28 protein-coding genes are annotated in these 25,572 nt (G+C 32.3%); 11 read left to right on the top strand and 17 right to left on the bottom strand.

Going from position 1 to position 25,572, the window contains the following annotated elements:
• The first annotated feature begins 23 nt into the window (after window positions 1-23).
• The 4 genes from rpmB to ftsY all read left to right on the top strand — a co-directional run bounded on the left by rpmB (window position 24) and on the right by ftsY (window position 1,803).
• Window positions 24-260 carry a 50S ribosomal protein L28 gene (rpmB, locus tag ACJBCC_RS16125; RefSeq protein ID WP_173281392.1) on the top strand — a complete coding sequence of 79 codons (237 nt, stop codon included), beginning with the start codon at window positions 24-26 and terminating at the stop codon, window positions 258-260.
• A gap of 27 nt (window positions 261-287) precedes the next feature.
• Window positions 288-470, top strand: coding sequence for a 50S ribosomal protein L33 (rpmG, locus tag ACJBCC_RS16120; RefSeq protein WP_215924165.1), 183 nt, complete (start codon window positions 288-290; stop codon window positions 468-470).
• Window positions 471-478: 8 nt separating this feature from the next.
• Window positions 479-631 carry a DUF4295 domain-containing protein gene (locus ACJBCC_RS16115; RefSeq protein ID WP_008271041.1) on the top strand — a complete coding sequence of 51 codons (153 nt, stop codon included), beginning with the start codon at window positions 479-481 and terminating at the stop codon, window positions 629-631.
• A gap of 197 nt (window positions 632-828) precedes the next feature.
• Window positions 829-1,803, top strand: a complete 975-nt coding sequence (gene ftsY / locus ACJBCC_RS16110) for a signal recognition particle-docking protein FtsY (RefSeq protein ID WP_407557784.1) — start codon at window positions 829-831, stop codon at window positions 1,801-1,803.
• Window positions 1,804-2,046: 243 nt separating this feature from the next.
• On the opposite strand, the gene ACJBCC_RS16105 is transcribed toward ftsY, so the two are convergent.
• Both ACJBCC_RS16105 and ACJBCC_RS16100 read right to left on the bottom strand, forming a co-directional pair.
• Window positions 2,047-4,173, bottom strand: a complete 2,127-nt coding sequence (locus ACJBCC_RS16105; RefSeq protein WP_407557783.1) for a T9SS type B sorting domain-containing protein — start codon at window positions 4,171-4,173, stop codon at window positions 2,047-2,049.
• A 201-nt stretch (window positions 4,174-4,374) separates the two neighbouring features.
• A complete protein-coding gene (locus ACJBCC_RS16100) occupies window positions 4,375-5,454 on the bottom strand; it encodes a serine hydrolase (RefSeq protein ID WP_299103349.1) in 1,080 nt (359 codons plus the stop codon).
• A 125-nt stretch (window positions 5,455-5,579) separates the two neighbouring features.
• Here ACJBCC_RS16100 and rimO point away from each other — a divergent pair, with 125 nt between their 5' ends.
• Complete coding sequence (gene rimO / locus ACJBCC_RS16095) at window positions 5,580-6,884, top strand: 30S ribosomal protein S12 methylthiotransferase RimO (protein ID WP_407557782.1); 1,305 nt, start codon at window positions 5,580-5,582, stop codon at window positions 6,882-6,884.
• A 24-nt stretch (window positions 6,885-6,908) separates the two neighbouring features.
• On the opposite strand, the gene ACJBCC_RS16090 is transcribed toward rimO, so the two are convergent.
• The 9 genes from ACJBCC_RS16090 to ACJBCC_RS16050 form a co-directional block, all read right to left on the bottom strand.
• Entirely contained in the window at window positions 6,909-7,481 is a 573-nt protein-coding gene (locus tag ACJBCC_RS16090) for an ASCH domain-containing protein (protein WP_407557781.1), read from the bottom strand.
• A 134-nt stretch (window positions 7,482-7,615) separates the two neighbouring features.
• Window positions 7,616-8,428 (bottom strand): hypothetical protein, encoded by an 813-nt coding sequence (locus ACJBCC_RS16085; RefSeq protein ID WP_299103352.1) that lies wholly within the window; start codon window positions 8,426-8,428, stop codon window positions 7,616-7,618.
• A gap of 136 nt (window positions 8,429-8,564) precedes the next feature.
• Window positions 8,565-9,107, bottom strand: a complete 543-nt coding sequence (locus ACJBCC_RS16080; RefSeq protein WP_299103353.1) for a DUF4287 domain-containing protein — start codon at window positions 9,105-9,107, stop codon at window positions 8,565-8,567.
• Between the two features lie 297 nt (window positions 9,108-9,404).
• On the bottom strand, window positions 9,405-9,605 hold the full coding sequence (locus ACJBCC_RS16075) for a hypothetical protein (protein ID WP_299103354.1): 201 nt from the start codon (window positions 9,603-9,605) through the stop codon (window positions 9,405-9,407).
• Window position 9,606: 1 nt separating this feature from the next.
• Complete coding sequence (locus tag ACJBCC_RS16070; protein WP_299103355.1) at window positions 9,607-9,981, bottom strand: VOC family protein; 375 nt, start codon at window positions 9,979-9,981, stop codon at window positions 9,607-9,609.
• A gap of 257 nt (window positions 9,982-10,238) precedes the next feature.
• On the bottom strand, window positions 10,239-11,252 hold the full coding sequence (locus ACJBCC_RS16065; RefSeq protein WP_299103356.1) for an NAD-dependent epimerase/dehydratase family protein: 1,014 nt from the start codon (window positions 11,250-11,252) through the stop codon (window positions 10,239-10,241).
• 61 nt (window positions 11,253-11,313) lie between these two features.
• Window positions 11,314-11,883, bottom strand: a complete 570-nt coding sequence (locus tag ACJBCC_RS16060) for a Crp/Fnr family transcriptional regulator (protein ID WP_299103357.1) — start codon at window positions 11,881-11,883, stop codon at window positions 11,314-11,316.
• 198 nt (window positions 11,884-12,081) lie between these two features.
• The gene (locus ACJBCC_RS16055) at window positions 12,082-12,732 is read right to left on the bottom strand and encodes a peroxiredoxin-like family protein (protein WP_173281380.1); all 651 of its coding nucleotides are present in this window, start codon (window positions 12,730-12,732) and stop codon (window positions 12,082-12,084) included.
• A 110-nt stretch (window positions 12,733-12,842) separates the two neighbouring features.
• Window positions 12,843-15,326, bottom strand: coding sequence for a M14 metallopeptidase family protein (locus ACJBCC_RS16050; protein ID WP_299103358.1), 2,484 nt, complete (start codon window positions 15,324-15,326; stop codon window positions 12,843-12,845).
• Window positions 15,327-15,443: 117 nt separating this feature from the next.
• On the opposite strand from ACJBCC_RS16050, the gene bshC reads away from it, so the two are divergent.
• From bshC to ACJBCC_RS16025, 5 genes are all read left to right on the top strand, one after another.
• On the top strand, window positions 15,444-17,039 hold the full coding sequence (gene bshC / locus ACJBCC_RS16045) for a bacillithiol biosynthesis cysteine-adding enzyme BshC (protein ID WP_407557780.1): 1,596 nt from the start codon (window positions 15,444-15,446) through the stop codon (window positions 17,037-17,039).
• A gap of 81 nt (window positions 17,040-17,120) precedes the next feature.
• Window positions 17,121-18,656: a glutamine-hydrolyzing GMP synthase gene (gene guaA / locus ACJBCC_RS16040; RefSeq protein ID WP_407557779.1), complete on the top strand. Its 1,536-nt coding sequence runs from the start codon at window positions 17,121-17,123 to the stop codon at window positions 18,654-18,656.
• A 52-nt stretch (window positions 18,657-18,708) separates the two neighbouring features.
• Window positions 18,709-20,616, top strand: coding sequence for a LysM peptidoglycan-binding domain-containing protein (locus ACJBCC_RS16035; RefSeq protein WP_407557778.1), 1,908 nt, complete (start codon window positions 18,709-18,711; stop codon window positions 20,614-20,616).
• A 149-nt stretch (window positions 20,617-20,765) separates the two neighbouring features.
• On the top strand, window positions 20,766-21,305 hold the full coding sequence (locus tag ACJBCC_RS16030; RefSeq protein WP_407557777.1) for a DUF922 domain-containing protein: 540 nt from the start codon (window positions 20,766-20,768) through the stop codon (window positions 21,303-21,305).
• Between the two features lie 41 nt (window positions 21,306-21,346).
• Entirely contained in the window at window positions 21,347-21,574 is a 228-nt protein-coding gene (locus ACJBCC_RS16025) for a DUF3820 family protein (protein ID WP_299103369.1), read from the top strand.
• Between the two features lie 63 nt (window positions 21,575-21,637).
• Here ACJBCC_RS16025 and ACJBCC_RS16020 read toward each other — a convergent pair whose 3' ends face one another.
• Window positions 21,638-22,150, bottom strand: coding sequence for a lactoylglutathione lyase family protein (locus tag ACJBCC_RS16020; protein WP_299103371.1), 513 nt, complete (start codon window positions 22,148-22,150; stop codon window positions 21,638-21,640).
• A gap of 123 nt (window positions 22,151-22,273) precedes the next feature.
• On the opposite strand from ACJBCC_RS16020, the gene ACJBCC_RS16015 reads away from it, so the two are divergent.
• Window positions 22,274-22,591, top strand: a complete 318-nt coding sequence (locus ACJBCC_RS16015) for a winged helix-turn-helix transcriptional regulator (RefSeq protein ID WP_407557776.1) — start codon at window positions 22,274-22,276, stop codon at window positions 22,589-22,591.
• Window positions 22,592-22,603: 12 nt separating this feature from the next.
• Here ACJBCC_RS16015 and ACJBCC_RS16010 read toward each other — a convergent pair whose 3' ends face one another.
• The 5 genes from ACJBCC_RS16010 to ACJBCC_RS15990 form a co-directional block, all read right to left on the bottom strand.
• The gene (locus ACJBCC_RS16010) at window positions 22,604-23,146 is read right to left on the bottom strand and encodes a hypothetical protein (RefSeq protein WP_407557775.1); all 543 of its coding nucleotides are present in this window, start codon (window positions 23,144-23,146) and stop codon (window positions 22,604-22,606) included.
• Between the two features lie 109 nt (window positions 23,147-23,255).
• Window positions 23,256-23,633, bottom strand: a complete 378-nt coding sequence (locus ACJBCC_RS16005; RefSeq protein WP_407557774.1) for a T9SS type A sorting domain-containing protein — start codon at window positions 23,631-23,633, stop codon at window positions 23,256-23,258.
• Between the two features lie 208 nt (window positions 23,634-23,841).
• Complete coding sequence (locus ACJBCC_RS16000) at window positions 23,842-24,381, bottom strand: hypothetical protein (protein WP_407557773.1); 540 nt, start codon at window positions 24,379-24,381, stop codon at window positions 23,842-23,844.
• 10 nt (window positions 24,382-24,391) lie between these two features.
• Window positions 24,392-25,123: a DNA/RNA non-specific endonuclease gene (locus tag ACJBCC_RS15995; protein ID WP_299103380.1), complete on the bottom strand. Its 732-nt coding sequence runs from the start codon at window positions 25,121-25,123 to the stop codon at window positions 24,392-24,394.
• Window positions 25,124-25,332: 209 nt separating this feature from the next.
• The coding region (locus tag ACJBCC_RS15990) for a type II toxin-antitoxin system RelE/ParE family toxin (RefSeq protein WP_407557772.1) at window positions 25,333-25,572 on the bottom strand (240 nt) is incomplete at its 5' end.

Genomic DNA, 25,572 nt, shown 5'->3' with positions numbered 1-25,572 from the left:
TTAATACCTAAAGAAAGAAAACAATGTCAAGAGTTTGTGAACTTACTGGGAAAAAAGCGATGGTTGGAAACAATGTTTCTCACGCTATGAATAAAACGAGACGTAGATTTGATGCAAATTTAATGAAAAAGCGTTTTTACATTCCTTCAGAAGATAAGTGGGTAACATTAAAAGTTTCTACATCAGCATTAAAGACTATCAATAAAATTGGTATCGAAGCAATGTTAAAAGAAGCTAGAGCAAAAGGATTTTACAAATAATAGCGTTTACGCTTAAGTCAATTTACAATGGCAAAAAGAGGAAATAGAATACAAGTTATCTTAGAGTGCACAGAGCACAAGACGTCTGGAAAACCAGGAACATCTAGATATATTACAACAAAGAATAAGAAGAATACGCCAGATCGTATGGAGATTAAGAAATTTAATCCTATCCTTAAGCGTATGACAGTTCATAAAGAAATTAAATAATTTAAGACATGGCAAAGAAATCAGTAGCGTCTTTACAGACAGGATCAAAGCGTTTGACAAAAGCGATTAAAATGGTAAAATCACCAAAAACTGGAGCTTACATGTTTGTAGAATCAGTAATGGCACCAGAGTTTGTCAATGACTTTTTAAATAAAAAATAATCTTTATTTTTATATAGATTAACTAAACTGCTTTCATTTGAAAGCAGTTTTTTTATGGCTATATTTGAAAAATATGACATCTTAGCAGTAATTCATTAAGGGCAAGGTTGTTGCTTTTGGTTTTAACAATATGATTAACTAACTAAGTCATATAGAAGTTTAAAAACATTTAAACTTTTAACTTTTAAACTAAATAAATGAGTTTTTTTAAAAAAATATTCTCTTCAGAAAAGAAAGAAACCTTGGACAAAGGGTTAGAGAAATCTAAATCTTCTTTTTTTAATAAATTAAATAAAGCCGTAGCCGGAAAATCTAAAGTAGATGATGATGTTTTAGATAATCTTGAAGAAATCCTTGTTACTAGTGATGTTGGTGTCAATACCACATTAAAAGTAATTACAAGAATCGAAGAACGTGTTGCAAAAGATAAATATTTAGGAACTTCAGAATTAAATAAAATTCTAAGAGAAGAAATAGCAGCATTACTTTCTGAAACCAAATCTGGTGAAGAAACAGAATACACTATTCCAGATTTACCAAAACAAGCTGATGGCTCTAAAACGCCATACGTATTAATGGTAGTTGGTGTAAATGGTGTTGGTAAGACTACAACAATTGGTAAACTAGCCTATCAGTTTAAAAAGAAAGGATTAAAAGTTGTTCTTGGTGCTGCAGATACGTTTAGAGCTGCAGCAATAGATCAATTACAAGTTTGGGCAGATAGAGTAGATGTACCAATGATAAGACAAGAAATGGGTTCTGACCCAGCATCTGTAGCTTTTGATGCCTTGCAATCTGGTTTTAACCAAGATGCAGACGTTATTATTATCGATACAGCAGGAAGACTGCATAATAAAATAAACTTAATGAACGAGCTAACAAAAGTTAAGCGCGTTATGCAAAAAGTTGTTGGTGATGCACCTCATGATGTACTTTTAGTTTTAGATGGTTCTACCGGACAAAACGCGTTTGAGCAAGCCAAACAATTTACAGCAGCTACAGAAGTAACCTCTTTAGCTGTAACTAAATTAGATGGTACTGCCAAAGGTGGTGTTGTTATAGGTATAAGTGATCAGTTTCAAATTCCGGTTAAATATATTGGCGTTGGTGAAGGCATTGAAGATCTACAAGTCTTTAATAAATATGAATTTGTAGATTCTTTCTTCAAGTAACAAATAAGGTAGATTTAAAAGCCACAAAATCTGTCATTCTGAATTTATTTCAGAATCTTAATGATCTGATGATTATCCTTTCAAAATAGAATCTGAAACTAATTCAGGTTGATAAACTATTGTTTTTTTGAAAATACTGCCGCAAATTTATATTTCAAAGATTTATAGATCTTGGATGTGTTTTCCAAGGACATATTTATAACTTCATTGTTGTCTTAAGTCCTTATGATAACTAAATCTATTCTATCTTTTTAAAGTAAAATGACCTCTATAGGTTAACCTATTTGCTCTTGTGACAACAAACCAGTAGTCTGACGTTGGTAATTTGTGACCATCATATGTACCATCCCAAACCGAATTAGCATCTAAAACTTTTATTAGTTTCCCGTATCTATTAAATATCTTAACTAGAATTGACGGTTCAGTAGTAGCATTTTTAATATACCAAGTGTCATTAATGCCATCACCATTTGGTGTAAAAAACTTTGGGAAATTTAATAGGTAAACAACTTGTTCTGTAATACCACATTCATTTTTATCTCTTACATAAACTGTGTATTCACCAGAAGCTAAATTGTTAAAGCTATTACTATCTTGGTAATAAAAGTCATCAAGAGAATATTCGTAATCGCCTAAGCTTAATTCAGATAGGAAAACGGTAATGGAATTGTTATCATCTGTCCAATCCTCAACATCTATATCCGAAATTATAGCAGTATTTGACTGGACAACTTCAAAGGTCTTTGTAGATTCGCATAGGTAAGACAAATGATTTTCGGTAACCGTAACTGAATAATTTCCAATCATTTGGTTAGTAATTTCTATAGAGCTTGTAGTTGCTCCTGTAGACCATAAATAACTGTAAAAACCAGATCCAGCATCAATAGTTATATAGTTTTCATCCTCACAAATACCAACAAAATCTGAAATTGGTATAATTGGTGTCGGTTCTAGATCAATTGTAATTTCAGCAATTTGATAACAATTATCTGAAGAATCTATTCGTGCAAATACAATGTTCGATTCTGCATATGTCACATAATTTGAAGGATCAAATAAACCGTCTTCATTATAATTTTCAGCGTCAGATAAATTTTCGAAATAATGAAAAGTACATTCTGTACATGTAGCAATTTCAGATTCATAAAAGGTTAAATCGGTATTTTCTAGGTCATCATTATTTGTGTCACATAAAATAATCGATAGATCATTTACAACTAATATTGGCATTATAATACTTACTTCTACAGCAATTCTCTCATCACTTTCACAACCATCGTTTGTAATTTGAGCGCCATAATAAAGATTACCATCAATAAGATGAGTCTCGTTAGAAATGACATTACCATTAATTTCAGCATCATACCAAACCGCATTTGAATTTACTTCAAGATCTGCTATAGTTGCTTGTTGAGTTATACAAAATACTTGTTCATATTCTCCAGTTAAAGCTTGCGGTTTTTCTAAAATGGTTATATCAAATATTTCCGAAGCAATTCTACATGCCGAAGATTCAATATTAATTCCGTTGGCTACGGTAATTCTATATTGAAAACTTCCAGGAGTATCAGTTTCTGAAAATTCAAAATTAGTTGTTGTTTCATTGTCAATATCTGCCCATGTTATACCTAAATCATCTGAAAATTGCCATTGGTATTGAGGGTTTGTATAACCAGATAAAACATCAGCTTGAAATGTATATTGAGCTGAACTGCCTTCACATAAAGTAATAGCATTTCCTAATTCATTATTTATTGAGTTTGTAATTGTAGGACCACATGGTCTAAAGGCAATATCATCAAGAGCAAGGTCATTGCCAGGATGTGCACTTGGTGCAGAGTTTAATATTGTAATGACAACTTCTGTATCGTTTTCGAGGGTAAAGAAAAAACCGTATTGTAACCAATTTCCAGAAGAGGTCTGTGCAATGTCACCAGTGTTATATGAACCTAATATGTTTCCAGACGTATCACTAACCCTAAAGGTAACATCGGGATGATATTCGTCCGTACCAACAGAAGGGTTCATAATGTTAATAAGCCAAGCAGAAAACTCGTAGGTTGTGTTTGAGCATAATCCTGTAACCGTTTTGGTGTAAAAAACGCCTTCATTTGCTAAAACAGCACTGTTTATTACCATCATGTAACCATTGGTGTCGCCTGTGTGATCGCTAGTAACGTGCCAAGCATTTCCTTTTAATCCACTTGTGGTATTGGCTATAGTATATTCACCCTCATCTAATTCACCAGCACTACTATAAGTAAATGCCGTGATATTATTACCTAAAGCATCTCCGCGTTCTGAGCCAAACCCAAAATCTATTTCTACTAAGGGATCACCTAAATTACCTTCGCATAATTGAGCATTCAATTTTAGTGACGTTAAAAAAAGAAAAACAATTAGAAACTGATTTTTTATATTCAAATTAGAAATATTTAAAAATGACTATATAAAGCTATTTCATTTAGGTTTAGCTATAAGTCTTTAGATGCTGTTTTTAAATATAACTTGTGCTTAAATTTTTTTAAGATCTGAAAAATGTAATTATTTTTTAGGAAGGGTCATTTTTGGCTAATCAATCAAAGCATTAATTTTTAACCATAAATCATTATCAAAACTAGATAAGGCAAAATTTTCATCTTCCGCAGATTGTCCCATTCTAATAACCACAATTTCTTTACTGGGAACAACATATATTTTTTGATCGTTTTTCCCTAATGCAGAATACATATCACTAGGAGCGTCTGGTATTAGCTCGCCTTGAAATTCAAATTGACTTTGTGGTAAATGATAAGTAGATTTTCCGTTTAACCACCACATATAGCCATAAGCTAAATTTACAGTTTGAGATGTATTTGTAGCTTCGCTTAAGTAGTTTTCATTTATTATTTGTGTGTCTTCCCATTTACCATTAGCATAAGATAACAAACCAAATCTAGCCATACTTCTGGTATTACTCCAATAAACACTTAAATCGCCAAGATCTATCCAACTACCATTCATGCCAATAGGGTCTTTTAATTTATCTGTAAAGTAATTACTCCAAGTTTGATTAGTTGCTTCGGCTACAACATCTTGCATTTTTACATAAACGTTATGATATGCCCAACGCGTACCAGCATCAGCAACATATTGCAAATTAGTTGATGAAACATCATCGCCACTAGTATCATCAAGTCCTGAGGTCATTGTTAAGAGATGTTTACAGGTAATTAAATCTTCTTTGGTAGCAGAGGTACTTGTCCATCCTGTTCCTAAATAATCAGAAACTTTGTTATTGATATCTATATAGCCTTCTTGCTCGGCAATACCTGATACTGTGGTTGTAAGCGTTTTTCCGGCACTTGCCCAATACCAAGTTGAGTTGCTATCATGACCATTCATGTATTCTTCCACTACAATTTTTCCGTTATGGAGGATTATAAAACTTTTGGTGTCTTTTTCTTCTAAATAATCTAAAAGTGGTTGAAGTTGATCTTCATTCCAGTTTAACTCTGATATAGATTTAGTTTCCCAAGTATCTGAATTAATTGGTGGAAAATAAATTTCTTCTTGTTGTGGATCTACGTCATCAGAACTGTTATCATCATTTGAACAGGACAAAAACACTAAAAATAGGAGCAAAATTGTGGTAAATAGATGAGATTTCATGGTTAAGTTTTTATTTAAGACTCTAAAATATGCAAAAGGTTTAATAACCAGCACGTTTCAAATGTAAAACTACAATCGTAAATCGTAAATCATTCCTTATCTTTGCCAACTGATTTATAAAAAGCATGAGAACCAAGACTACAAAAAAGAATAGAATCAACGTTATTACATTAGGCTGTAGTAAAAATGTTTACGATAGTGAAGTTTTAATGGGACAGCTAAAAGCAAGTGGTAAAGACGTTGTACATGAAGAGGAAGGAAATGTTGTAGTTATAAACACCTGTGGTTTTATAAATAACGCCAAAGAAGAAAGTGTAAATACCATTTTGGAGTACATGAAGAAAAAGGAGGAAGGCGATGTAGATAAGGTTTTTGTTACAGGTTGTTTAAGTGAGCGTTATAAGCCAGACTTACAGAAAGAAATCCCGAATGTAGATCAGTATTTTGGTACAACTGAATTGCCAGGCTTATTAAAAGCCTTAGGTGCAGATTATAAACACGAATTAATTGGTGAACGATTAACAACAACACCAAAGAACTATGCGTATCTTAAAATAGCAGAAGGTTGTGATAGACCTTGTAGTTTCTGTGCTATTCCTGTTATGAGAGGAAAGCATAGAAGTACACCTATTGAAAATTTAGTTACAGAAGCTGAAAAATTAGCAGCTACAGGAGTTAAAGAATTGATATTGATAGCTCAAGATTTAACCTATTACGGATTAGATATCTATAAAAAACGAAATCTAGCAGAATTATTAGAAAACTTAGTTAAGGTAGAAGGGATTGAATGGATTCGTTTGCATTATGCTTTTCCAACAGGTTTCCCTATGGATGTTTTAGATATTATGAATCGTGAACCAAAGATTTGTAATTATTTAGATATACCATTACAACATATTTCTGATGATTTATTAAAATCAATGCGTCGTGGTACTACCAAAGAAAAGACGACTAAGTTAATAAAGGAGTTTAGAACTATTGTGCCAGAAATGACGATTAGAACCACATTAATTGTTGGTTATCCTGGAGAAACTGAAGCACATTTTGAAGAACTTAAACAATGGGTTTCAGAAATGCGTTTTGAGCGTTTAGGCTGTTTTACATATTCTCATGAAGAAAATACACACGCTTATAATTTAGAAGACGATGTGCCAGAGGACGTAAAAATGCAACGTGTAAATGAAATTATGGAAATTCAATCTCAAATTTCATGGGAACTGAATCAAGCTAAAATAGGACAAGAATTCAAAGTTGTTATTGATAGAAAAGAAGGAAATTATTTTGTTGGTAGAACAGAGTATGATTCTCCTGATGTTGATAACGAAGTGCTTATTGATGCATCTAAAACGTATCTAAAAACGGGAGAGTATACCACTGTAAAGGTAATTGAAGCAGAAGATTTTGATCTGTATGGTGAGGTGGTAAAATAATCTTATTGCATTATGAGCCTAGATTTATTTAGGCCAAACAGTTTCAAATCTTACACAAACTATTTTCATATCTTCAGTTGGTTCTTTTTCAATTTCTGCTAAGAAATTTTTAAAGAAATCCCAATGTGCTTTTTTCCATTTTTTTAAGGGCTCAGAGTCTGTTCCCATGTCTAATTGCGCATATTCCTTAGATATTTGATTGAACGGAATGGTGTCTATACTTTTGTTCTCTATGATTGCATATGCTTTACCATCAAAATCAGTTATAATTTGTTTAGATCCAACTTTGGGTAGATCCAAGTTATATTGTTTATAGAGACTAAGTAGGCCAGAAGAGGCTTGCTTTTTTTTATTTGCAGTTAATTCTGCTAATCGTTTTGCATCTTCTTTGTTGTTGTGGAAAAAATCAAATTCAGGTAATTCTGTATTCTTAAATTCTGGATTTTGAGCAATGTAGCTGTTCCACATTGTTGTTACCGATTGGTCTATTACTATTTCAGAAGTCTTATTAGCCTCTGTTTGCTCGTCATTTTGTGTTTTTTCTTCATTCTTACAGCTGATTAGAATTAAAAAGAAAATGATTAAAGTTTGTTTCATCATAACTAGTCAGTAAAATTGTAAACTCCTTTATGCAATATAAAGAACGTTAACTGAATTTTAGTTTTTGCTAAAAAAAAAAAGACTACACATTAAATGAGAAGTCTTTTTCCTTAGTAAATTTATATATCTCATTAACAGCCATCATTAGAGCCAAATGTAAAGACAAATTCTTGCTCCATTTTTTCGCCATTGCTTTTTCTTGCAGGTAACCATTCTCCAGGTATCTTTTGTAGAAGGTCTTTAAATTTATTATCAATAGAAGGATATCCCGTTTTCATGGCATCATGCTTAACGTCTTTAACTTTACCTTCTTTAGAAATGATAAAAGAGTATTTTATGGCATTGAGTCTGTCATCAGTTATAACATTCAACGCTTCTAAACTGTTTTCTTTTAGATACGTGATTAATGCTTCTTTACCATCAACATATGCAGCTTGTTGGTCTGGAACAATAGTAATGTGTGGACCAAAAAACTTATCTTCAATAACACCAGTCTCTTTGTTTTTGCCTTTAAATTCGGTTCTAATTGTAAAGTGATTAAAATAATCTAAGGATCTTAATAGTTTTAATTGGGCTTTGGTAAGTTGAGCAGTGGTGCCATATTCTTGTAATTCAGACTGTTGGTTATCCTTAATTACAATAAGTTTTACGGATTTTATTTCCTCAATTTGGTGTTTTTCATCTTCATTAAGAAAATCGTAAATGCTGGTTGCTGCTTGTATATCAGCTTTTTGTACAGCTTCAAAGCGTGCGTCAACACTATAATGCAAATCTGGTAGTTCTTTTAAAAATGGACCATAGTTAATGGCACTATCTATTGCAATGCTATTGTTCCTTTTTTTACTTAAATCTTTGGCGTCAGAAGATTCCATATTAGTTAAACCAAAAAATAGAATACTTAATAAGGCCAATGCAGTTCCTAAAATAATAATACGTTGTTTCATAATGTTTTGCTTTTTGAGATGAATATGCTCAAATGTATTACTGAATGTCTATGCTAGTGTAACATAAAATGTCAAAAAAGTGTAAAATCTTTGTGAATGCATAATTTACATTGCTTAATCTCATAAAACTGTTTTTTTAATTTGCTTTTTCATAGGCCTCTTTCATCCAAGCAATTAATTCATCGTCTAGATCATTAACCGATGTAATTTGTACACGATGCGTGCACATTGTACCAAATGGACCAGAATTACCTAATCTATCAGTTGTTGGTTTTTCTGGAAGTTTTAAGCCTAAATCAATGCGTTTTTTAGTAGCTGGTTTAATGAGAACAAATTGTCGTTTTCTAATGAAACTTACACTAGTTTTCTTTGGTGTTATTGTGACATCTTTCCCAAAAGCTTCGATTTTGTTATGTAGCTTTTCATAAATAGGAAATAATAATTCTTTCCCTTCATATTGATTAGTAACTAAATCGTCTTCAGAATTATTTTCTTCCTTAGAAAGTGTCACAATGGTGTTGGCAAAACCATGCGTTACACCATGTTCTTTCTTTAAAAAATTAACACCTTCAGAATGTTTTACAAATGCTTTTTCTTTTAAAATAGATGTCCATTGGTCTAATGATTTACCTGTTTTCTCAGGCATATTGTTAATCATTGTTTGTAATGCTTTTTCCATGAGATATAGTTTTTAAAAGGGTTTACGTGACTTTTGTGGCAAATATGTGTCGTATAATTGAACACAAATCTTAGTATTATGAACAGAGCGGTTAGACACAATAGAATGCAAATTATTTTATTATCTTGTTATGCGTTTGTCAGTTTTGTAATCTGGTATTTTCTTTTTTAATTATTTTGAAGGTAAGCTATTAACGTAATTAAAACTATCCTCAAAATAACCAACTAATAAGTCTTTTTCATTGTAAAGCGATTTTGGTACTAATACATAATCTCTCATTTTTGCACCATGCGAATATTAGTCGTCAGCGTCATATTTCGCTTTAAATTTATTAGCAGTTTCTTTTGGCAATCTTATGCCAATTTCGCCTGCTTTATTTAATAGCGTAAACATATAACCATTAGAGGAGGTGTAAATCATCTTTTTGCCTTTGCGCTCAAATCCGTTACAAGCTTGCGTAATATCATCAAATACTTTTAAGGTGTCTTCCCAACTCATGTTACACGTGCTGGTCTATTAAAATAGCATTACCATCTGGATCTAAAACCACAAAACTTGCTGGACCAGAAGTTGCCGTTTCTTCTATTTCACTAGCAAATGTTACAGCGTTAGATTTTAAATGTGTTTGAATAGCTCTAACATCATCAAAATTTTCTAAAGTATTGGCGTTTTGGTCCCAACCAGGATTAAAGGTAAGAATATTGTTTTCAAACATACCTTGAAACAAACCAATCAATGATTCGCCATTTTTCATGATGAGGTAATTTTTTTCTAATTCACCACCAAAAACGGAGAATCCTAAAGTTTCGTAAAATGCTTTTGATGCCTTTATGTCGTTTACAGCAAGACTTACTGAAAATGCGCCTAGTTTCATAATTTTGAGTTTAAGTTAGTACTTAAAGGTAATGAAAGTTTTAATTATGACTTTTAGTAGGTGTGTTTTTTAAATAAATATAATAATTTGGTGCTCTCAGAGCTTTAAATTTAATGGGATTTTGAACAGTCGATACACGGTTTTGTGTATGATTTCGTTGCGTGTTTAACCACTAAATTTAGCAAATAAATCACATATAGAAAGTCCGCGAGGACTTTCGTAAATAAGCTATAACTAGCAGTGAATTATACAAGGTGTTATATACCGTTTTCTTTCTTCCAATCGGTCTTCAAATATTTTAAAGCATCTTCTAAAGCTTTACTTGAAGGTTTAGGGTTAAAATCTAATTCTTTTCTTGATTTACTAATATCATAATCTTGTTTTAAGCCATAAAACATATCCAAGTAATGTCTCTGTAATAAAGGCTCTTTGCCTGTTAATTTACTTCTGAATTCCATTAAACTAGCTACAGAATATAATAAACATTTTGGTACTTTTTTAGGTGTTTTTAATTTTAGTTGCGGATATAATTCTGATGCTATTTTTACTGTTTCTTGTAATGTTGTATGGTGCTCATTAGATAAAATATATCTTTCTTGATTTCTGCCTTTTTTCATTGCATTATACATACCATAAGCTACATCTTTTACATCTACCCAATTTAAAGTTACGTTTGTGTCTACAGGTATTTCTCCATTTAAAACTTGTAATACAAGCTTGTTAGAATAACTTAACTTATAAGCTTTAGACCCAATCATAGCAGAAGGTAAAACAAGAACAGTTCTGATACCATACTTTTTTCCTAATTCTAATGCGAGTTTATCGGAATCATTTTTAGAATTATAATACCAGTTTCGTCTGTCTTTGTTATATCCATTATCAACATTTGCAGGTAATTTTGTAAAATCTAAACTGGCTACAGAACTTACATAAACGATATTTTTGACGCCACATTCTTTAGCAATGTCAAACAAATTTTGAGTTCCTTGCATATTATTATCATAAATTTCAGTTTTAGGGTTTTTAGCCCACATACTGAAATTTGCAGCCACTGCATATAAGTTTGTAACTCCTTGAAATGCTTTTTTTAGGGATTCTCTGTCGGTAATATCAGCTTGAACAACTTCACAGTCTAACCCTTTAAAGGGTTCAGTATTATTAATATTTCTTACAGTTGTTCTTACTTTTTGGTTATCCGAAAGTAAAAGCCTAATTAGGTTGTTTCCTAAATGTCCATTTCCGCCAGTTATTAATGAAATTTCGTTGCTCATAATTTTTAAATTTTGTTTGAGCAAATTTCGACACCTTTTAAGCGGTTAGAAATAACATTTGTTAGAAAGCGATTTGTTTTCTGATACGGCTTAAAGATTGAGGTTCCATTCCTAAAAAAGAAGCAATATTGTCAATAGATACATTTAAAGCTAATTTTGGATACTGTTTCACAAATTTAATATAACGTTCTTTTGCAGTTAAAATTTGAAAATCTTTAACGCGGTCTAATTTGCAACTTAAATGTTCATTTGTTACTTCTTTGACAAATATTGCCCAAAATTTTGTTTCCTTTTGTAAAATGTCAAAATCAAGTTTTGATATTTTTATTAGATTACAATCCGTGATAGTTTCATAATAATCAACGGATGGGGTTTCTGTCATAAAGCTATCTAAGGATGTGAAAAAATCTTGCTCAGCTACAAGATGTTGTACAACAATCTTTCCGTCAATATTTTGATATCCTTTTACAATTCCAGTATCTAAAAAATAAATATATCGCTCAACTTTTCCTGCTTCTAAAAGATTAGTATGAGCTGAAATTTGTTCAGAAACAAAATACTTTTTGATAAAATCAATTTCGTTTTGAGTTAAATCAATTTTTGATTGTATGTAATTAATTAGATTCTCCATTGTTGTGTCGTAATGGTATATAATGTCCCGCTAATATTAAAGCGTTTTAATGTTTTATGTCCAACGTTAAACGAAGGTAGCTTTTTTGAGATATAAAGTCAAGTGACTGACTATTAATTGTCTATATTTTTTTAATCTTCAATTGTTAATAAACTTAAACACTATTTATAATTATAGCAATAAGCTTTTTACTATCGCTTAACTCATACTTTTTAGCACTTTAACAATTTCATCAGGTTCAGAGCGCGTTCTGTAATCTACATTGACGTAATTCCATTTTACAATGCCATTTCTATCTAAAATAAAGGTTGCAGGAATAGGTAAAACATTAGCGTTACCATTATTAATGGCTTTTAAATCTAGTCCACGATCTACACGCATATGTTCCATTAAAAACTCAGGGACTTCCCAAGCTACACCATATTGTTTGGCAACTTTAGCATCTTGGTCCGACAGCACTGTAAATTCCATTTTACTAATTTCATTTTCAGTTAAAGAATCATCTGGTACTTCTGGGCTAATAGCAACTAGAGTTGCACCTAAAGCTTGTATTTCACTAAGTTTAGCTTGTAATGCTCTTAATTGTAAGTTGCAATAAGGACACCAACTACCACGATAAAAAGTAACTACAACAGGTCCTTTGTCTAGTAAGCCAGATAATGAAATCGGTTGTCCTTTTGGGTTTGGTAATTCAAATTCTATAGCTTTATCGCCAACTTTTAGAGCATCTTTTCCGTCTTCAAAAGCTTTGGCTTTAGCTATAACATCATCAACGCCTTGCATAAATTCAGGTTTTGCGTTTCGTCCTGCTGCAATTTTAGCGTCGGTTTGTTCTTTTAGTGTTTTCATTTTATGTTTTTAATGTGTCGTTATTCTTAAATTATGAACTAAAAATAAATTTAGCCATAATCCATAAACTAGCCATGTTCTTTAATTTTAATTAACTTTTTAATTAAAGATTACAGCTCGTAAGCATTATTATTTACAAAGAATAAAGAATTCACAAAAAACAATTTACCGTTTTCCCAAAAGCTTCTAAAAAGAGGATTATCTACCATGTAAATAAAACTACCGCTTCCCATAGTTTCCTCACCAAAAACCAAAGTTTGGTCTAAGTTTTTTACAGCATTTTGACCTGCAAATCCAGAAAAGACTTTGGTGTCATTTAAGTAAGCCACATTATAGCCACTGTCTAATAAATTGTATGCAGAACTACCTAATTTTAATGTGAAATAGTTGTCATCATAACCGAAAGCCATAGGATGCGTAGCATCTACTTTAGTATTAAAAATGGCACCTGTAATTAAGTGGTTACTGTATTCGCGTTCGCGATTGGCGTAAGGTGTTAAGTTGTCGTCCTCGTCTTCATCATCGTCTGAATCTTTATAACTTAAACTAAATCCATCCTTACCAGCAAAACTGGCTAGTGCACCATCAATAGCGATTACTTTTCCACCAGAACTTACCCATTTTTTTAGTTTCGTCATGTTATCACCAGTCAAAACTTTACCGTAATAACCATTTGGTATAACTAAAACGTTGTATTTATTCAGGTTGGTTTTGCCTAAATCATCGGTATTGATAGAAGTTACTGGGTAGTGTAATTGTTGCTCAAAGAAATGCCATATCTCACCATAACTTAAAGAGGACGTACCATCACCAGAAAGTATAGCAATTTTTTGCTTATTGACTAACTTAATATCTGGCGAGCCAATATCTGGTGTTTTGTGAGAAAATCCAGAAGTAATTTCTGTTAATGGTTGGGCATGTTCTTGTGCAATGGTATTCAATTTTGATACCATTTTTTCAATATGCTTGTTGTCGCCTTTAGTAATAATTAAAGAACCACGTCCAAAGGTTTTATCATTAGAAGAAAATGCTTTTTCAGTAAAACGCACCTTGAAATTATGTTTCAATAAAGCGGCTAAAAACTGAGCATCTTCCATAGAATTCCATTTACTTACATAACCGTAAGCATCATTTAAAACCTGGAGAGATTTTTTACTCGCCATTGTATTACTGCTTACTTTAGACGTTGTAGCAATAGCATCTAATCCATAAGCGTAAGGCAATGACCAAGCTGTAATATCATATGTTAATGAGTCGGAAAGCAATGTGTTGGGTTCAAACAAAACCTTAACCATTTTTCCTTTTGGTTGGTTAGAATGTACTACCAAAGCATTACTGTCTGCATTAAAACTACCTTGCTTGCCTGTAGCATAATGGTAACCAGAAACTTTAGTACTTGTAGCGTTTTCAAATGTAATTTGATGTTTGTTTAATAGTGTTTTTAAGCTATTAATTTTGTCTTCATTCCCTTTTAAGACGTAGCTTTTATATTTTAGATTGGCATTATTGAAGAATTTACCAAACTCTGTATTCAGTTGTTTTGCGTTTTTTGAAGCCATTTCTACAGTAGAAATTCCTGTAGTGGTATGATGCGTTAATCGTTCTACCAAAGTTAACACATGGCCTTCATCGTTTAAAATGCCCAAACCTGCCATACCATGGCCACCTTGCTCGTAAGTCATTCCCATGGCACCCATAAACGTTGGATAGGTATCACCATAACTTGGGTACAATAAATCAAAACGTTCTCGTGTAAAAAACAACCAACCTTCTGCATCAAAATATTTGGCATGATTTTGACCAATTTGCGTTTGGAAATCGCGTTGCCAATCTGAAATGACTTCATGAAACGGTTCTGCAGCTGGCGCAAAATAATACGGTTCGTTAATACCTTGCTCATGAAAATCTACATGCACATGCGGCATCCAAGTATTGTAAACCTCTAAACGTTGTTGGGTCTCAACTTGTGTGGCCCAAACCCAGTCTCTATTTAAATCAAAAAGATAATGATTTGGTCGTCCGCCTGGCCAAGGTTCGTTGTGTTCACTGGCTTGTTTGTCCACATCGTAAGGTTCGCTCTTGGTTTCATTATACCAATTAATGTAGCGGTCTCTACCATCCGGATTGACACTTGGGTCAATAATTACAACCGTATTTTTTAATAAATCTTGTTCTTCTGTTAGCAATTTATAAAGCGTAAGCATTGCAGCTTCAGAGCTAGATGCTTCGTTACCATGCACATTATAACTCAACCAAACAATTGCAGTATCTGTATTAGTTGGTTCACCATCTAATAAACCTGCGTTTTTTAAATTGTTTTCTCTAATCGTTTCTAGATTTTCCATGTTAGCTTCGCTTGTAACAAAAGCTAAATACATGTTTCTACGTTCATTGGTTTTTCCGTAGTTCACCAATTTTACTTGATTAGGTACAGCAGTTTCAACAGATTTAAAATAATCAATAACCTGATGATTTCTACTAAATTGTGTGCCAATATCGTAACCTAAAACGTCATTAGGAGAGGGAATGGTTTGTGCTGACGTTAAGGAAAGACTGCCTAAAACGACCAATAAAACGAAGACTAATTTTTGCATTTAATTTAAAATTATGGTTGTTAGCTAGTAAAGATAGTTAGTGCAACTGAATTAACTAAAAATTAGCAGATAAAAAATTGAAGAGTCTTATATTTATGCCGAAATTAAGATTAACCTATGCCAACTGACTGTATACCGTTTAAGGAAACCCATTATTTTTCAGATTTTATATGCGATTATCTCGCTGAAAAACCAGAATTAAAAGACTTTTACAATCGTTTTCCAAAGCTTGAAAATTTTGAAGCTCAGATACATGAAAAATCTATCTCATTTAAACGTGAAACGAGAACGGTATTAGTTGAAACATTAAAACAACAATATAAAGATATACAGACTTCAGATTTGACGTCTGAAAATATTGAAAGCCTACAGCAAGAAAACACCTTTACCATTACAACAGGTCATCAATTAAACCTGTTTACAGGACCTTTATATTTTTTGTTCAAAATTGTGTCTACTATAAATTTAACAAAGCAGTTAAAAGCTGAATGTCCAACTTATAATTTTGTACCCATTTATTGGATGGCTTCAGAAGACCATGATTTTGAAGAAATTAATTATTTCAATTTTAAAGGCAAAAAGATACAATGGAATTCAAACCAAACAGGTGCAGTTGGTCATTTTAACACGGAAGGTTTAGACGATGTTTTCGATATTATTGCTTTAGAATTTGGAGAAGGTAGAAATGCAGAACAACTAAAAACATGGTTTAAGGAAGGCTATTTAAAACATAATAATTTAGCGGATGCTACACGTTATTTGGCAAACGAATTGTTTGGCGAACATGGTTTGGTTATTATAGATGCTGATGATAGCGCATTAAAACGTCTTTTTATTCCGCAGATGAGAAAAGAAATTCTAGAGCAAACAGCATTTAAAACAGTTTCTGAAACTAATAAAAAACTAGAAGCCTTAGATTTAAAGATTCAGGTTAATCCAAGAGAAATAAATCTATTCTATATAAAAGACGGCTTACGCGAACGTATTGTAGAACGTGACGGAGTCTATTCCGTTTTAGATTCAGAAATAAAATGGAATGAAAGTCAACTATTAAAACACTTAGATGAGGAACCAGAATGTTTTTCGCCTAACGTAATTATGCGACCATTATACCAAGAAGTTATTTTACCAAATCTCTGTTACATTGGTGGAGGCGGAGAAATGATTTATTGGTTGCAATTAAAATCTAATTTTGAAGCGCAAAACGTAACATTTCCTATGTTGTTGTTAAGAAATTCAGCCTTAATAAAAACCACCAAACAAGCCGAAAAACTTGAAAGCTTAAATATTTCTAACAAGGATTTATTTTTAGATAGACACTCATTTATTAATAAGAAGGTTAGAAAAATCTCGAATATAGATATTGACTTTTCAGACCAAATAGCACATTTAGAATCTCAGTTTAAATCCCTTTTTGAAGTAGCAGAACAAACCGATAAATCATTTATTGGCGCTGTAAAAGCACAAGAAGTAAAACAATTAAAAGGCTTAAAACATCTTGAAAAACGTTTGCTACAGGCACAAAAGCGAAAATTAGCCGACCAAATTAGCCGTTGTACGGAGTTACAAGAACAATTGTTTCCTAATCAAAGTTTACAAGAACGAAATACTAATTTTTCAGAATTATATTTAGAGTTTGGCACACAATTAATTCCTAACTTATTGAAGGTTCTACAACCATTGCAAGGCGAGTTTACCATCGTTACCTTATAGTTATCATATAAACTGTTAAAAACTATTCAAAAAATCGCAGATCGTCAATCGTAAATTTAAATTCAATGTTTATTTTTGCGCATGCAACACAACAAAGTCCTAATTTTAGATTTCGGATCGCAATACACACAACTTATTGCGCGTCGCGTTAGAGAGTTAAATATCTACTGCGAAATTCACCCATTCAATAAAATTCCTTCAGATTCAGATAGCTTTAAAGCTGTTATTTTATCTGGTAGCCCAAATTCTGTGAGAGGAGAAGATGTTCTTCACCCAGAGTTAGATGGTATACGCGGAAAAAAACCAATGCTAGCTGTATGTTATGGTGCGCAATATTTAGCCCATTTTTCTGGTGGCGAAGTTGCGGAATCTAACACAAGAGAATACGGAAGAGCTAATCTCGATTTTGTAAAAGACAACGAAGACTTCTTTGAAAACATACACGAAGGCAGCCAAGTGTGGATGAGCCACAGTGATACTATAAAACAATTACCAACTAATGGTGTATTGTTGGCAAGTACAAGTGATGTAAAAAATGCAGCTTATAAAATTGAAGGCGAACAAACGTACGCTATTCAATTTCATCCTGAAGTATATCACACAACAGATGGTCATCAATTGCTTCAAAATTTCTTAATTAAAATAGCAGACGTTGAACAAGATTGGACACCAAATGCATTTGTAGAAGAAACGGTTGCTGATTTAAAAGCAAAGCTTGGCGATGATAAAGTCGTCCTTGGTTTATCTGGAGGTGTTGATTCTTCTGTCGCAGCGATGTTATTGCACAAGGCTATTGGCAAAAACCTCTATTGTATATTTGTAAATAACGGATTATTACGTAAAAATGAATTCGAAGATGTACTGCATCAATACGAAGGCATGGGATTAAACGTTAAAGGTGTAGATGCTTCGGCACGCTTTTTGGATGCTTTGAAAGGGTTGAGTGATCCAGAGAAGAAAAGAAAGGCTATTGGAGCCGAATTTATTGCTGTTTTTGATGATGAAGCGCACTTAATAAAAGAGGTAAAATGGTTGGCGCAAGGTACAATCTATCCTGATGTAATAGAAAGTGTATCTGCAACAGGAGGTCCAAGTGCAACCATAAAAAGTCATCACAATGTTGGTGGATTACCAGATTATATGAAGTTGAGCGTTGTGGAGCCATTACGCGCTTTATTTAAAGATGAAGTAAGACGCGTTGGTGCTTCTATGAATATGGATAGTCAGTTATTAGGTCGTCATCCGTTTCCTGGTCCAGGTTTAGCAATCAGGATTCTTGGAGATCTAACTGAAGAGAAGGTACGTATATTACAAGAGGTAGATGCTATTTTTATTAATAACCTTCGTTCTTGGAATTTATACGATAAAGTATGGCAAGCAGGAGCTATGTTATTGCCAGTGAATAGTGTAGGTGTAATGGGAGATGAGCGTACTTACGAAAAATGTGTAGCTTTACGAGCTGTAGAAAGTACAGACGGAATGACTGCAGATTGGGTAAATTTACCTTATGAGTTTTTGCAAAAAACCTCAAACGAGATTATAAATAAAGTGAAAGGTGTTAATAGAGTGGTGTATGATATAAGCTCTAAACCACCTGCAACTATTGAATGGGAATAAAACAATTTAGTTTAGCATATATTGTTTTTAGAATAAAAGTAAAATAGAATACATGAAAAATTTTTTAGCCATCTTATTAATTGCTTTTACTATTGGTTTAAGTGCTCAAAATTATGTTGAACATAAGGTACAGTCTGGAGAAACAATAGAATCGATTGCAAAACAATATTTAGTAACACCTTTTGATATTTATGCGTTAAATCCGGATGCTAAGAAAAAATTTCAACCAAATACGGTTTTAATTATACCAAATTCTAAAATTAAAAATGAACCTATAGCAGAAAATAAGCGCGAGCTGACTGGTTATAAAAGTCATAAAGTAAAACGAAAAGAAACGTTATATGGTTTAACTAAAAAGTATGGAATTTCTGAAGAAGAATTAAAAAAGGCCAACCGTTCTTTATATTCTGAAAACCTTAAAAAAGGTGATAAAATTAAAATTCCTCAATACCGAACAATTATTTCAAAAAGGTCTTTAAGTAACACCGTAAAGAAATACACCGTTTTACCAAAAGAGGGGAAATGGCGTATTGCCTATAAATTTGGAATTTCGGTTGCAGATTTAGAAGCATTAAACCCTTACATGAATGACGTAATTCAACCAGGAGATGTGCTTAATGTTCCTAATATTGAAGATAAGGAAGAAAAGAAAATTGAAGCTGCATTTGGTTATTATGAAGTTTTACCAAAAGAAACATTCTACAGTTTAAAAGGTAAGTTAAACTTAACGCAAGGGCAGTTAGAGCAATTAAATCCTGATTTAAAAACAACAGGATTAAAAGCAGGTATGGTTTTAAAAGTACCAGAAGGTAGTAATACAGAAGTAGGATTAACAGCGGTAAAAACTACTAATTTAAAACGAAACCTAGTTAATTATAAGACTAAGAAGATCGCTTTAATGATGCCTTATCAATTGCATAAAATTGATGTAGACTCGGTAGAGGAAGCAAAGGATAGAATTAAAAACAACAAATTGTTATCTATAGTGTTAGATTTTCATGTTGGTGTATTGATGGCTTTGGATTCTGCTAAACAATTAGGAATCTCAACAGATCTTAAGGTATTTGATACGCATTACCACGCAGCAGTAACATCTAAAATATTAGCTGAAAATGATTTTTCGGATTATGATGCTGTTATTGGACCAATGGAAAGTAAGAGTTTTGATCGTGTGGCTTCTGCTTTAAAAGGCGATCGTGTGCCTGTTATTGCTGCAATGAACAAGCCCAAACAAGTTTATAGCAACGTGTTTCAAACTTTACCAGAGAAAAAATTATTGAGTAAAACAATGATTGATTTTGTAAAAGCTGATAGTTTAAAAACTAAAGTGGTTATAATCTCAGATCAGGCAAATAGAGCGACTAGTGAAGCATTGCAAAAGGAATTTCCAGATGCAAAACTCTTTTTCTCTAGAATGAATAAAAAGGATAAGACAAAAGATGCTTACTTTTTGTACCATACCGAATTAGAAGGTGTGTTCACGGCAGGTAAAACAGTAGTGTTTTTAGAAACAGATAATGATTCGTTTGCATCGAGTATTATAAGTATGCTAAATGGTTTTATTAATAATAGAACAGAAATTGTTTTGGCTACTTTAGACAAGGGTAAAGGCTTTGAAGGTAAAAACATAGATAACATTTATTTATCTAATCTAAAATTTCATTATGCTTCTGTATATAGAGATTTTGATGATGAAAAAGACAACGGATTTGTTAAGGCATATAGAAAAGAATATGGTATAACACCAAGTAAATATGCCGCACGTGGTTTTGATATTACTTTAGATATCTTAATGCGTTTAGCATCTGCAGAGGATTTATATGAAGCTTCGCCCGAAACAGTAGAAACGGAATACATTGAAAACAAGTTTAGATACACAACAGACTTTTTTGGCGGTTATGTAAACCAAGCTGTTTATGTAGTAAAATTCGATGATTTACGAGTTGTAAAAGCGAATTAAAGGGCTTTAGATAATTGAATATCTAATCTCATCTTAATTTTTTAGTGCTTTAACGAATAATATACTTTTTTTGATATAAATGACGTTATTTTTGGGAGGAACGTTAAAATAATTATTTAGCGTACTCATTTTAATCCATTTTTTATCCCTTGAAAAATATACTTATTTGTTTGTTTGTATTGTTTGTTAGTAGTGAAACTAACGAAGAAACAATAACTTGGGATGAAAACAACAAGTTAACTTGGGCAGACTTTAACGCGAGTCCAGATCCTGATTCTGATGCAGTTGCTTTAACAGCGTCAGGAATTACGTTTGGTTTTGGTGTTAAAACGTCTGGTAAACGTATAGTGGAGTTTTCAACCACAGTAGAATCGCACTTTTATCCTAACAAATCTTGGTATAAGAAGGCGCAAAGCGATCAGCATATTCTTGGGCACGAGCAATTACATTTTGATCTTACAGAATTATATTCTCGAAAATTGCGACAGGAAATTTCTAAACTACAAGTAAATCAGAATGTGAAAAAGCAATTGAATAGATTGCATGAAGACATTAATTTAAAGCTCAGTGCAGCTCAAGCAAAATACGATCGTGAAACCCAACATTCAATAAATGCGGTAAAGCAAAGAGAATGGGCTAATTATGTAGAGAAAGAATTAAAGAATCTAAAGGATTACAAATTGCTTTAATAATTCTGTCCTAATAAAAATCATTAGACTTCAAATTAAAAATGGAATTAGACGGACGAGTTCTTATAGAATTAGCGCACTATAAAATGCCATTTGGGAAATACAAAGATCAATACCTTGTAGACATACCAGAAGCTTACTATGTTTGGTTTCAACAAAAAGGATTTCCAGAAGGAAAATTAGGTAAAATGATGCGCCAAATGTTTGACATTAAAATTAATGGTTTAGAATCAATGATTCATACCATTCGACGCGATTTTGAAAAGTAAAAGATTTCTGCTTCCTAAGGTATTTTTAACCTATTAGAAAATGTGTTATAGCGTAACACCTTATTATTTTGCGTAAGCACCAGAAGAATACGTTAACTCGTAGCTGTGTGTGTAAACTTCAAACACAATACCAAATGGATCTTCAACATAACACATTTTATAAGGCTTATCGTTAGGATAGTATTGTCTAATTGGCATACGTTGTTTTCCGCCAGCAGCAACTATTTTATCTACTAAACCTTCAATATCTGGGTCTTGGATGCAAAAGTGAAATAAACCGGTATTAAACGGATTAAATTTTGGAGCTTTTTTTACGCCATGAGAAAATGAAAATAATTCTATGCCAATACCATCTGAGGTAGACATATGTGCAATTTCAAAACTTTCCCAATCATCGCCAAAAACGTCAATACACATTATACCTATGGCTGTATCTGCTTCCTTTTTTACAGTAGAAGGTTCCATAATAACGTACCAACCCATGACGTCTGAGTAAAACTTTACAGCAGCATTAATATCTGGTACTGTAATACCGATATGCGAAAAAGACTTTGGGTAACTCTTATTAGTTGTCATAATTTTTGTTTTAAAGTTCAAAATTAATTTAGATTTGTCTAATTGGCAATAACTTACCTAAAAGTGCTATAGTGTACTAATAGAGTAAAATACTGATTAATAGCTTTTTAATTTGAAATAAATATGATAAATAATTGTCCACTGCACTATACAATGCAATTAATAGGTACCAAATGGAAGCCTCTAATACTGTTTCATTTGTTAGAAGGCGCTTCTCGATCTGGTGTTTTAAAGAAAAAAGTACCAGATATCTCAAATAAGATGTTTACGCAAACGGTTAGAGAATTAGAAAAAGATGGACTTATCTCTAGAAAAGTTTATCCTGTGGTACCGCCAAAAGTAGAATATAAGCTAACCGAAAGAGGACAATCGCTCGAAAAGCTATTGAGAAGTTTAGATAAATGGGGTTTAGAAGATCTTAGAACTATTAAAAATAAATAGCTCAAAACAATTTTAATTGCCTGTTATTAGGTAGTTACCATCGTAACTGCCAGTAATTATAGTACCGTCATTTCTAGTAAATGAAAAGTTAAAGACGATATTATATGCTGTATAGTTAGTAATGGTTACAAATCCAGATTGTGCATATAAATCAGAATCTGGATCGCTGTCTGACAAGAGTTGTGTGCCAGGATTAAATTCGCTGCCTGTGATTGACCCATTTATAGAGACACTGAATGCATCAATTGAGTTGTAAGTGGTGTTCTGTAGGTTAATGTCATCAACTTCAAAATTAACATAAGAAACATCTGTTAAATCGGAGTTGCTTGTTATTTTAGAACTTGATTTATTAAATATATTAATCGAAATTTTACCAGATTCACTAGCACTAGAATTACTATCAACAATAATAGCAGACATTAAAGGATAATTGTTGCCATTATAGCTAAATTCGTTAGTGTCTTCTGGTGTGTAAGACGTATTCTCTTCTGGAGCACAACCAAATGTAATTAAGGTAAAAAACAGTATAGTAAGAATATGTGAGTAGGATTTCATAATAGATAATTTAATTAAAACCTAAAAACAAAAAACCACTAAGTAGAACTAAGTGGTTTTTTAATTTTAAATAAAGCCTAATAGAAAGGCCTAAATACGCAACCAACGTTTATTTTCTTAAAACGTTCTTTGTTACCGTGTAATGTTTACTGCTAAATTGAATGATGTACATTCCAGAATCTAATTGATTAAGATCAATAGTTCCTTTGTAAACTTCTACTTTTTGCTTTTTACCATAGATATCATAAACTGTAATGGTAAAATTAATGTCTTCATCAGCAAGACCATAATAAACAAGATCTTCAGTAACCGTTGGGTAAACTTTTACTTTGTCATCATTTTCTGTGGTCTCATTTTGAGTTTCAATAGCAAAAGCAATATCTGCAGTCTCAACCACAGAAATGGCGTTTGTTTTACTCGCCGAAACGGTTTGTGCCATAGATGCCATAGAACATACAGCAAATACTAGTAATAAATTAAATTTCATAAATAAGTAGGTTAAAATTTGGGTTAAATATTAATTTAAGCCGTAAACTTATGAAAATAAATGATTAACGCAAATTTACTTACGAATAATCCTACATATATTTACATTTAAGCATTAGTTAATTGTAATTTATAGGTGTTTTCTGTCTTTTTAAATCTGAGAAAATGAGTGTTGATATAAAAATTGGAGTCTTCAAATTGGGGAATTATTAATTGTATTCGCAATCCGCTTGTACGACTTTGTGTTGCCACTGAATCCAATATTCTTGTAAGCCTTGTTTTGTGGTTTTTAGTTCACTAATATTTAAATGACGACCAGCTAATACTACGTTTTTTAATTGTGCTTTACGTTGCGCTAGAGCAGGAGTGTGATTCCAACCACCAACATGATCAAATGCTGTGTAAGCATCACATTTATTAGTCACGGAAAGAAAAGGAATTGTTAAGCTATAAGATACAGATCCAGAACCCATACCATCTGTACGCATAGAGATGTTTTTAAGATCCACTTTAGCGTATGTTCTAGAAGCATATAGCTTTTTTAATTGATCGCCAACAGAAGCAGCCATTTGGTTAGAGAATTGATGTGCAATATCGTCGCCATTAATAAATTCTTTACCAATGTAAGTGCCTGTGCAAGCTTTATAGGTGCAAGTAATGTTTTTTGCTGAGGTTAAGCTCTTATTGTCTTCATTGTATTTACAAGATGACAAAACGAACATTAGCATAACATAGATTATGATTTTCATAATTGCATCTTTAGGTAATATCAAACTTCCACATTTTCCTTTTTCGAGATTTTTTATTAATCATTTTAGTGCCAAGTAATGTTTCCCATAAGAGTAAACCCGATATCTTTTCTACTTTAGAGGTTTCAACTAAAAACTCTTCAAGTTTTTTATCTGTTTTTTCATTCGGAATTATAAAAGACCACATATTTATGGTTCCTGTATTTCGTTCTGTTAAGACCGATTTAAAAAAGGCATGAGGAATTGGTAATGAGACAGAAATTTTAGCATTATCATCACCCATCATAATGACTTCTTGATCAAAGTAAAATAAAGGACCACTGATGACGTAGGTTTCAAAAACTTTTTCATCACTATCTAATATTCTAATGGCTTGTTCTAGATCTTTCCAAACCCCTTTATTAAAACTTGGTGCTTGTGGTGTCATATTAGAGAGTAAAAAGGTTTCGCTATTCTGTATTTGTGTTTCAAATTGGTTAGCACTGGCTACGAGATGACCTCTGTCTAATCCTGAATGTTGATATACTTCTTTATCAGCTCTAAAACTTTCTGGAATCCTGTAGTCTGACCGAAAATTATCCATTCTTTCAACATCAGTTCTGTCTTTATCAATAATTTCTAAAGCCCATTTTGCTTGCCTAAAATAGTACGAGTAGCCTAATACATAATGTCTGTTATACAATATTTGATCTGCTGTTGGTAAGCCATACCTAGTTTCTCTTTTTAAATTCGGATGGTTCATAAACTAAAACTTTAAAAATTGATTATAAGTTTTGAAGTTACTAAAAATAAACACTCAGTAGAATACGTAGATATACTTATTTTAAGGAATTGTTAGGTTAGCGTTGTGATCATTGAAATCGAGCTTAAATAAGATTAGAGTAGGTAATATAAAGCTTGATTGAAATTAAAACCAGCAATTAATTATACACGGTGTTAGCCTACGTTATTTTATTTCAGTCGTTTTTTAATATCCATTCTCTGATGTAAAATTCTAACGATTTCTACAATTTCATTTTCAACTTTTCTGTAGAAAATCAGATGCGATTTAATTTTCGTTACGCGATAATTTTTTCGAGTTTGTTCAGCCGATTTTCCAATCCGATAGTTGTCCGCAATAAAGTCAATTTCTGCCATTATTAAATCGTAATATCTGTCTGCTTGTTCTTTAGACCATTTGTTAAGAGTATA

It is taken from the genome of Winogradskyella sp. 4-2091 (assembly GCF_045765065.1).
GTDB lineage: Bacteria > Bacteroidota > Bacteroidia > Flavobacteriales > Flavobacteriaceae > Winogradskyella.
This window is presented reverse-complemented; position numbering and strand designations above follow the sequence as displayed.

Bases quoted from the DNA above. Each gene is read 5' to 3' on its own strand.
- rpmB (WP_173281392.1), top strand. From the start codon at position 24: ATGTCAAGAGTTTGTGAACTTACTGGGAAAAAAGCGATGGTTGGAAAC.
- rpmG (WP_215924165.1), top strand. From the start codon at position 288: ATGGCAAAAAGAGGAAATAGAATACAAGTTATCTTAGAGTGCACAGAG.
- ACJBCC_RS16115 (WP_008271041.1), top strand. From the start codon at position 479: ATGGCAAAGAAATCAGTAGCGTCTTTACAGACAGGATCAAAGCGTTTG.
- ftsY (WP_407557784.1), top strand. From the start codon at position 829: ATGAGTTTTTTTAAAAAAATATTCTCTTCAGAAAAGAAAGAAACCTTG.
- ACJBCC_RS16100 (WP_299103349.1), bottom strand. From the start codon at position 5,454: ATGAAATCTCATCTATTTACCACAATTTTGCTCCTATTTTTAGTGTTT.
- rimO (WP_407557782.1), top strand. From the start codon at position 5,580: ATGAGAACCAAGACTACAAAAAAGAATAGAATCAACGTTATTACATTA.
- ACJBCC_RS16090 (WP_407557781.1), bottom strand. From the start codon at position 7,481: ATGAAACAAACTTTAATCATTTTCTTTTTAATTCTAATCAGCTGTAAG.
- ACJBCC_RS16085 (WP_299103352.1), bottom strand. From the start codon at position 8,428: ATGAAACAACGTATTATTATTTTAGGAACTGCATTGGCCTTATTAAGT.
- ACJBCC_RS16080 (WP_299103353.1), bottom strand. From the start codon at position 9,107: ATGGAAAAAGCATTACAAACAATGATTAACAATATGCCTGAGAAAACA.
- ACJBCC_RS16075 (WP_299103354.1), bottom strand. From the start codon at position 9,605: ATGAGTTGGGAAGACACCTTAAAAGTATTTGATGATATTACGCAAGCT.
- ACJBCC_RS16070 (WP_299103355.1), bottom strand. From the start codon at position 9,981: ATGAAACTAGGCGCATTTTCAGTAAGTCTTGCTGTAAACGACATAAAG.
- ACJBCC_RS16065 (WP_299103356.1), bottom strand. From the start codon at position 11,252: ATGAGCAACGAAATTTCATTAATAACTGGCGGAAATGGACATTTAGGA.
- ACJBCC_RS16060 (WP_299103357.1), bottom strand. From the start codon at position 11,883: ATGGAGAATCTAATTAATTACATACAATCAAAAATTGATTTAACTCAA.
- ACJBCC_RS16055 (WP_173281380.1), bottom strand. From the start codon at position 12,732: ATGAAAACACTAAAAGAACAAACCGACGCTAAAATTGCAGCAGGACGA.
- ACJBCC_RS16050 (WP_299103358.1), bottom strand. From the start codon at position 15,326: ATGCAAAAATTAGTCTTCGTTTTATTGGTCGTTTTAGGCAGTCTTTCC.
- bshC (WP_407557780.1), top strand. From the start codon at position 15,444: ATGCCAACTGACTGTATACCGTTTAAGGAAACCCATTATTTTTCAGAT.
- guaA (WP_407557779.1), top strand. From the start codon at position 17,121: ATGCAACACAACAAAGTCCTAATTTTAGATTTCGGATCGCAATACACA.
- ACJBCC_RS16035 (WP_407557778.1), top strand. From the start codon at position 18,709: ATGAAAAATTTTTTAGCCATCTTATTAATTGCTTTTACTATTGGTTTA.
- ACJBCC_RS16025 (WP_299103369.1), top strand. From the start codon at position 21,347: ATGGAATTAGACGGACGAGTTCTTATAGAATTAGCGCACTATAAAATG.
- ACJBCC_RS16020 (WP_299103371.1), bottom strand. From the start codon at position 22,150: ATGACAACTAATAAGAGTTACCCAAAGTCTTTTTCGCATATCGGTATT.
- ACJBCC_RS16015 (WP_407557776.1), top strand. From the start codon at position 22,274: ATGATAAATAATTGTCCACTGCACTATACAATGCAATTAATAGGTACC.
- ACJBCC_RS16010 (WP_407557775.1), bottom strand. From the start codon at position 23,146: ATGAAATCCTACTCACATATTCTTACTATACTGTTTTTTACCTTAATT.
- ACJBCC_RS16005 (WP_407557774.1), bottom strand. From the start codon at position 23,633: ATGAAATTTAATTTATTACTAGTATTTGCTGTATGTTCTATGGCATCT.
- ACJBCC_RS16000 (WP_407557773.1), bottom strand. From the start codon at position 24,381: ATGAAAATCATAATCTATGTTATGCTAATGTTCGTTTTGTCATCTTGT.
- ACJBCC_RS15995 (WP_299103380.1), bottom strand. From the start codon at position 25,123: ATGAACCATCCGAATTTAAAAAGAGAAACTAGGTATGGCTTACCAACA.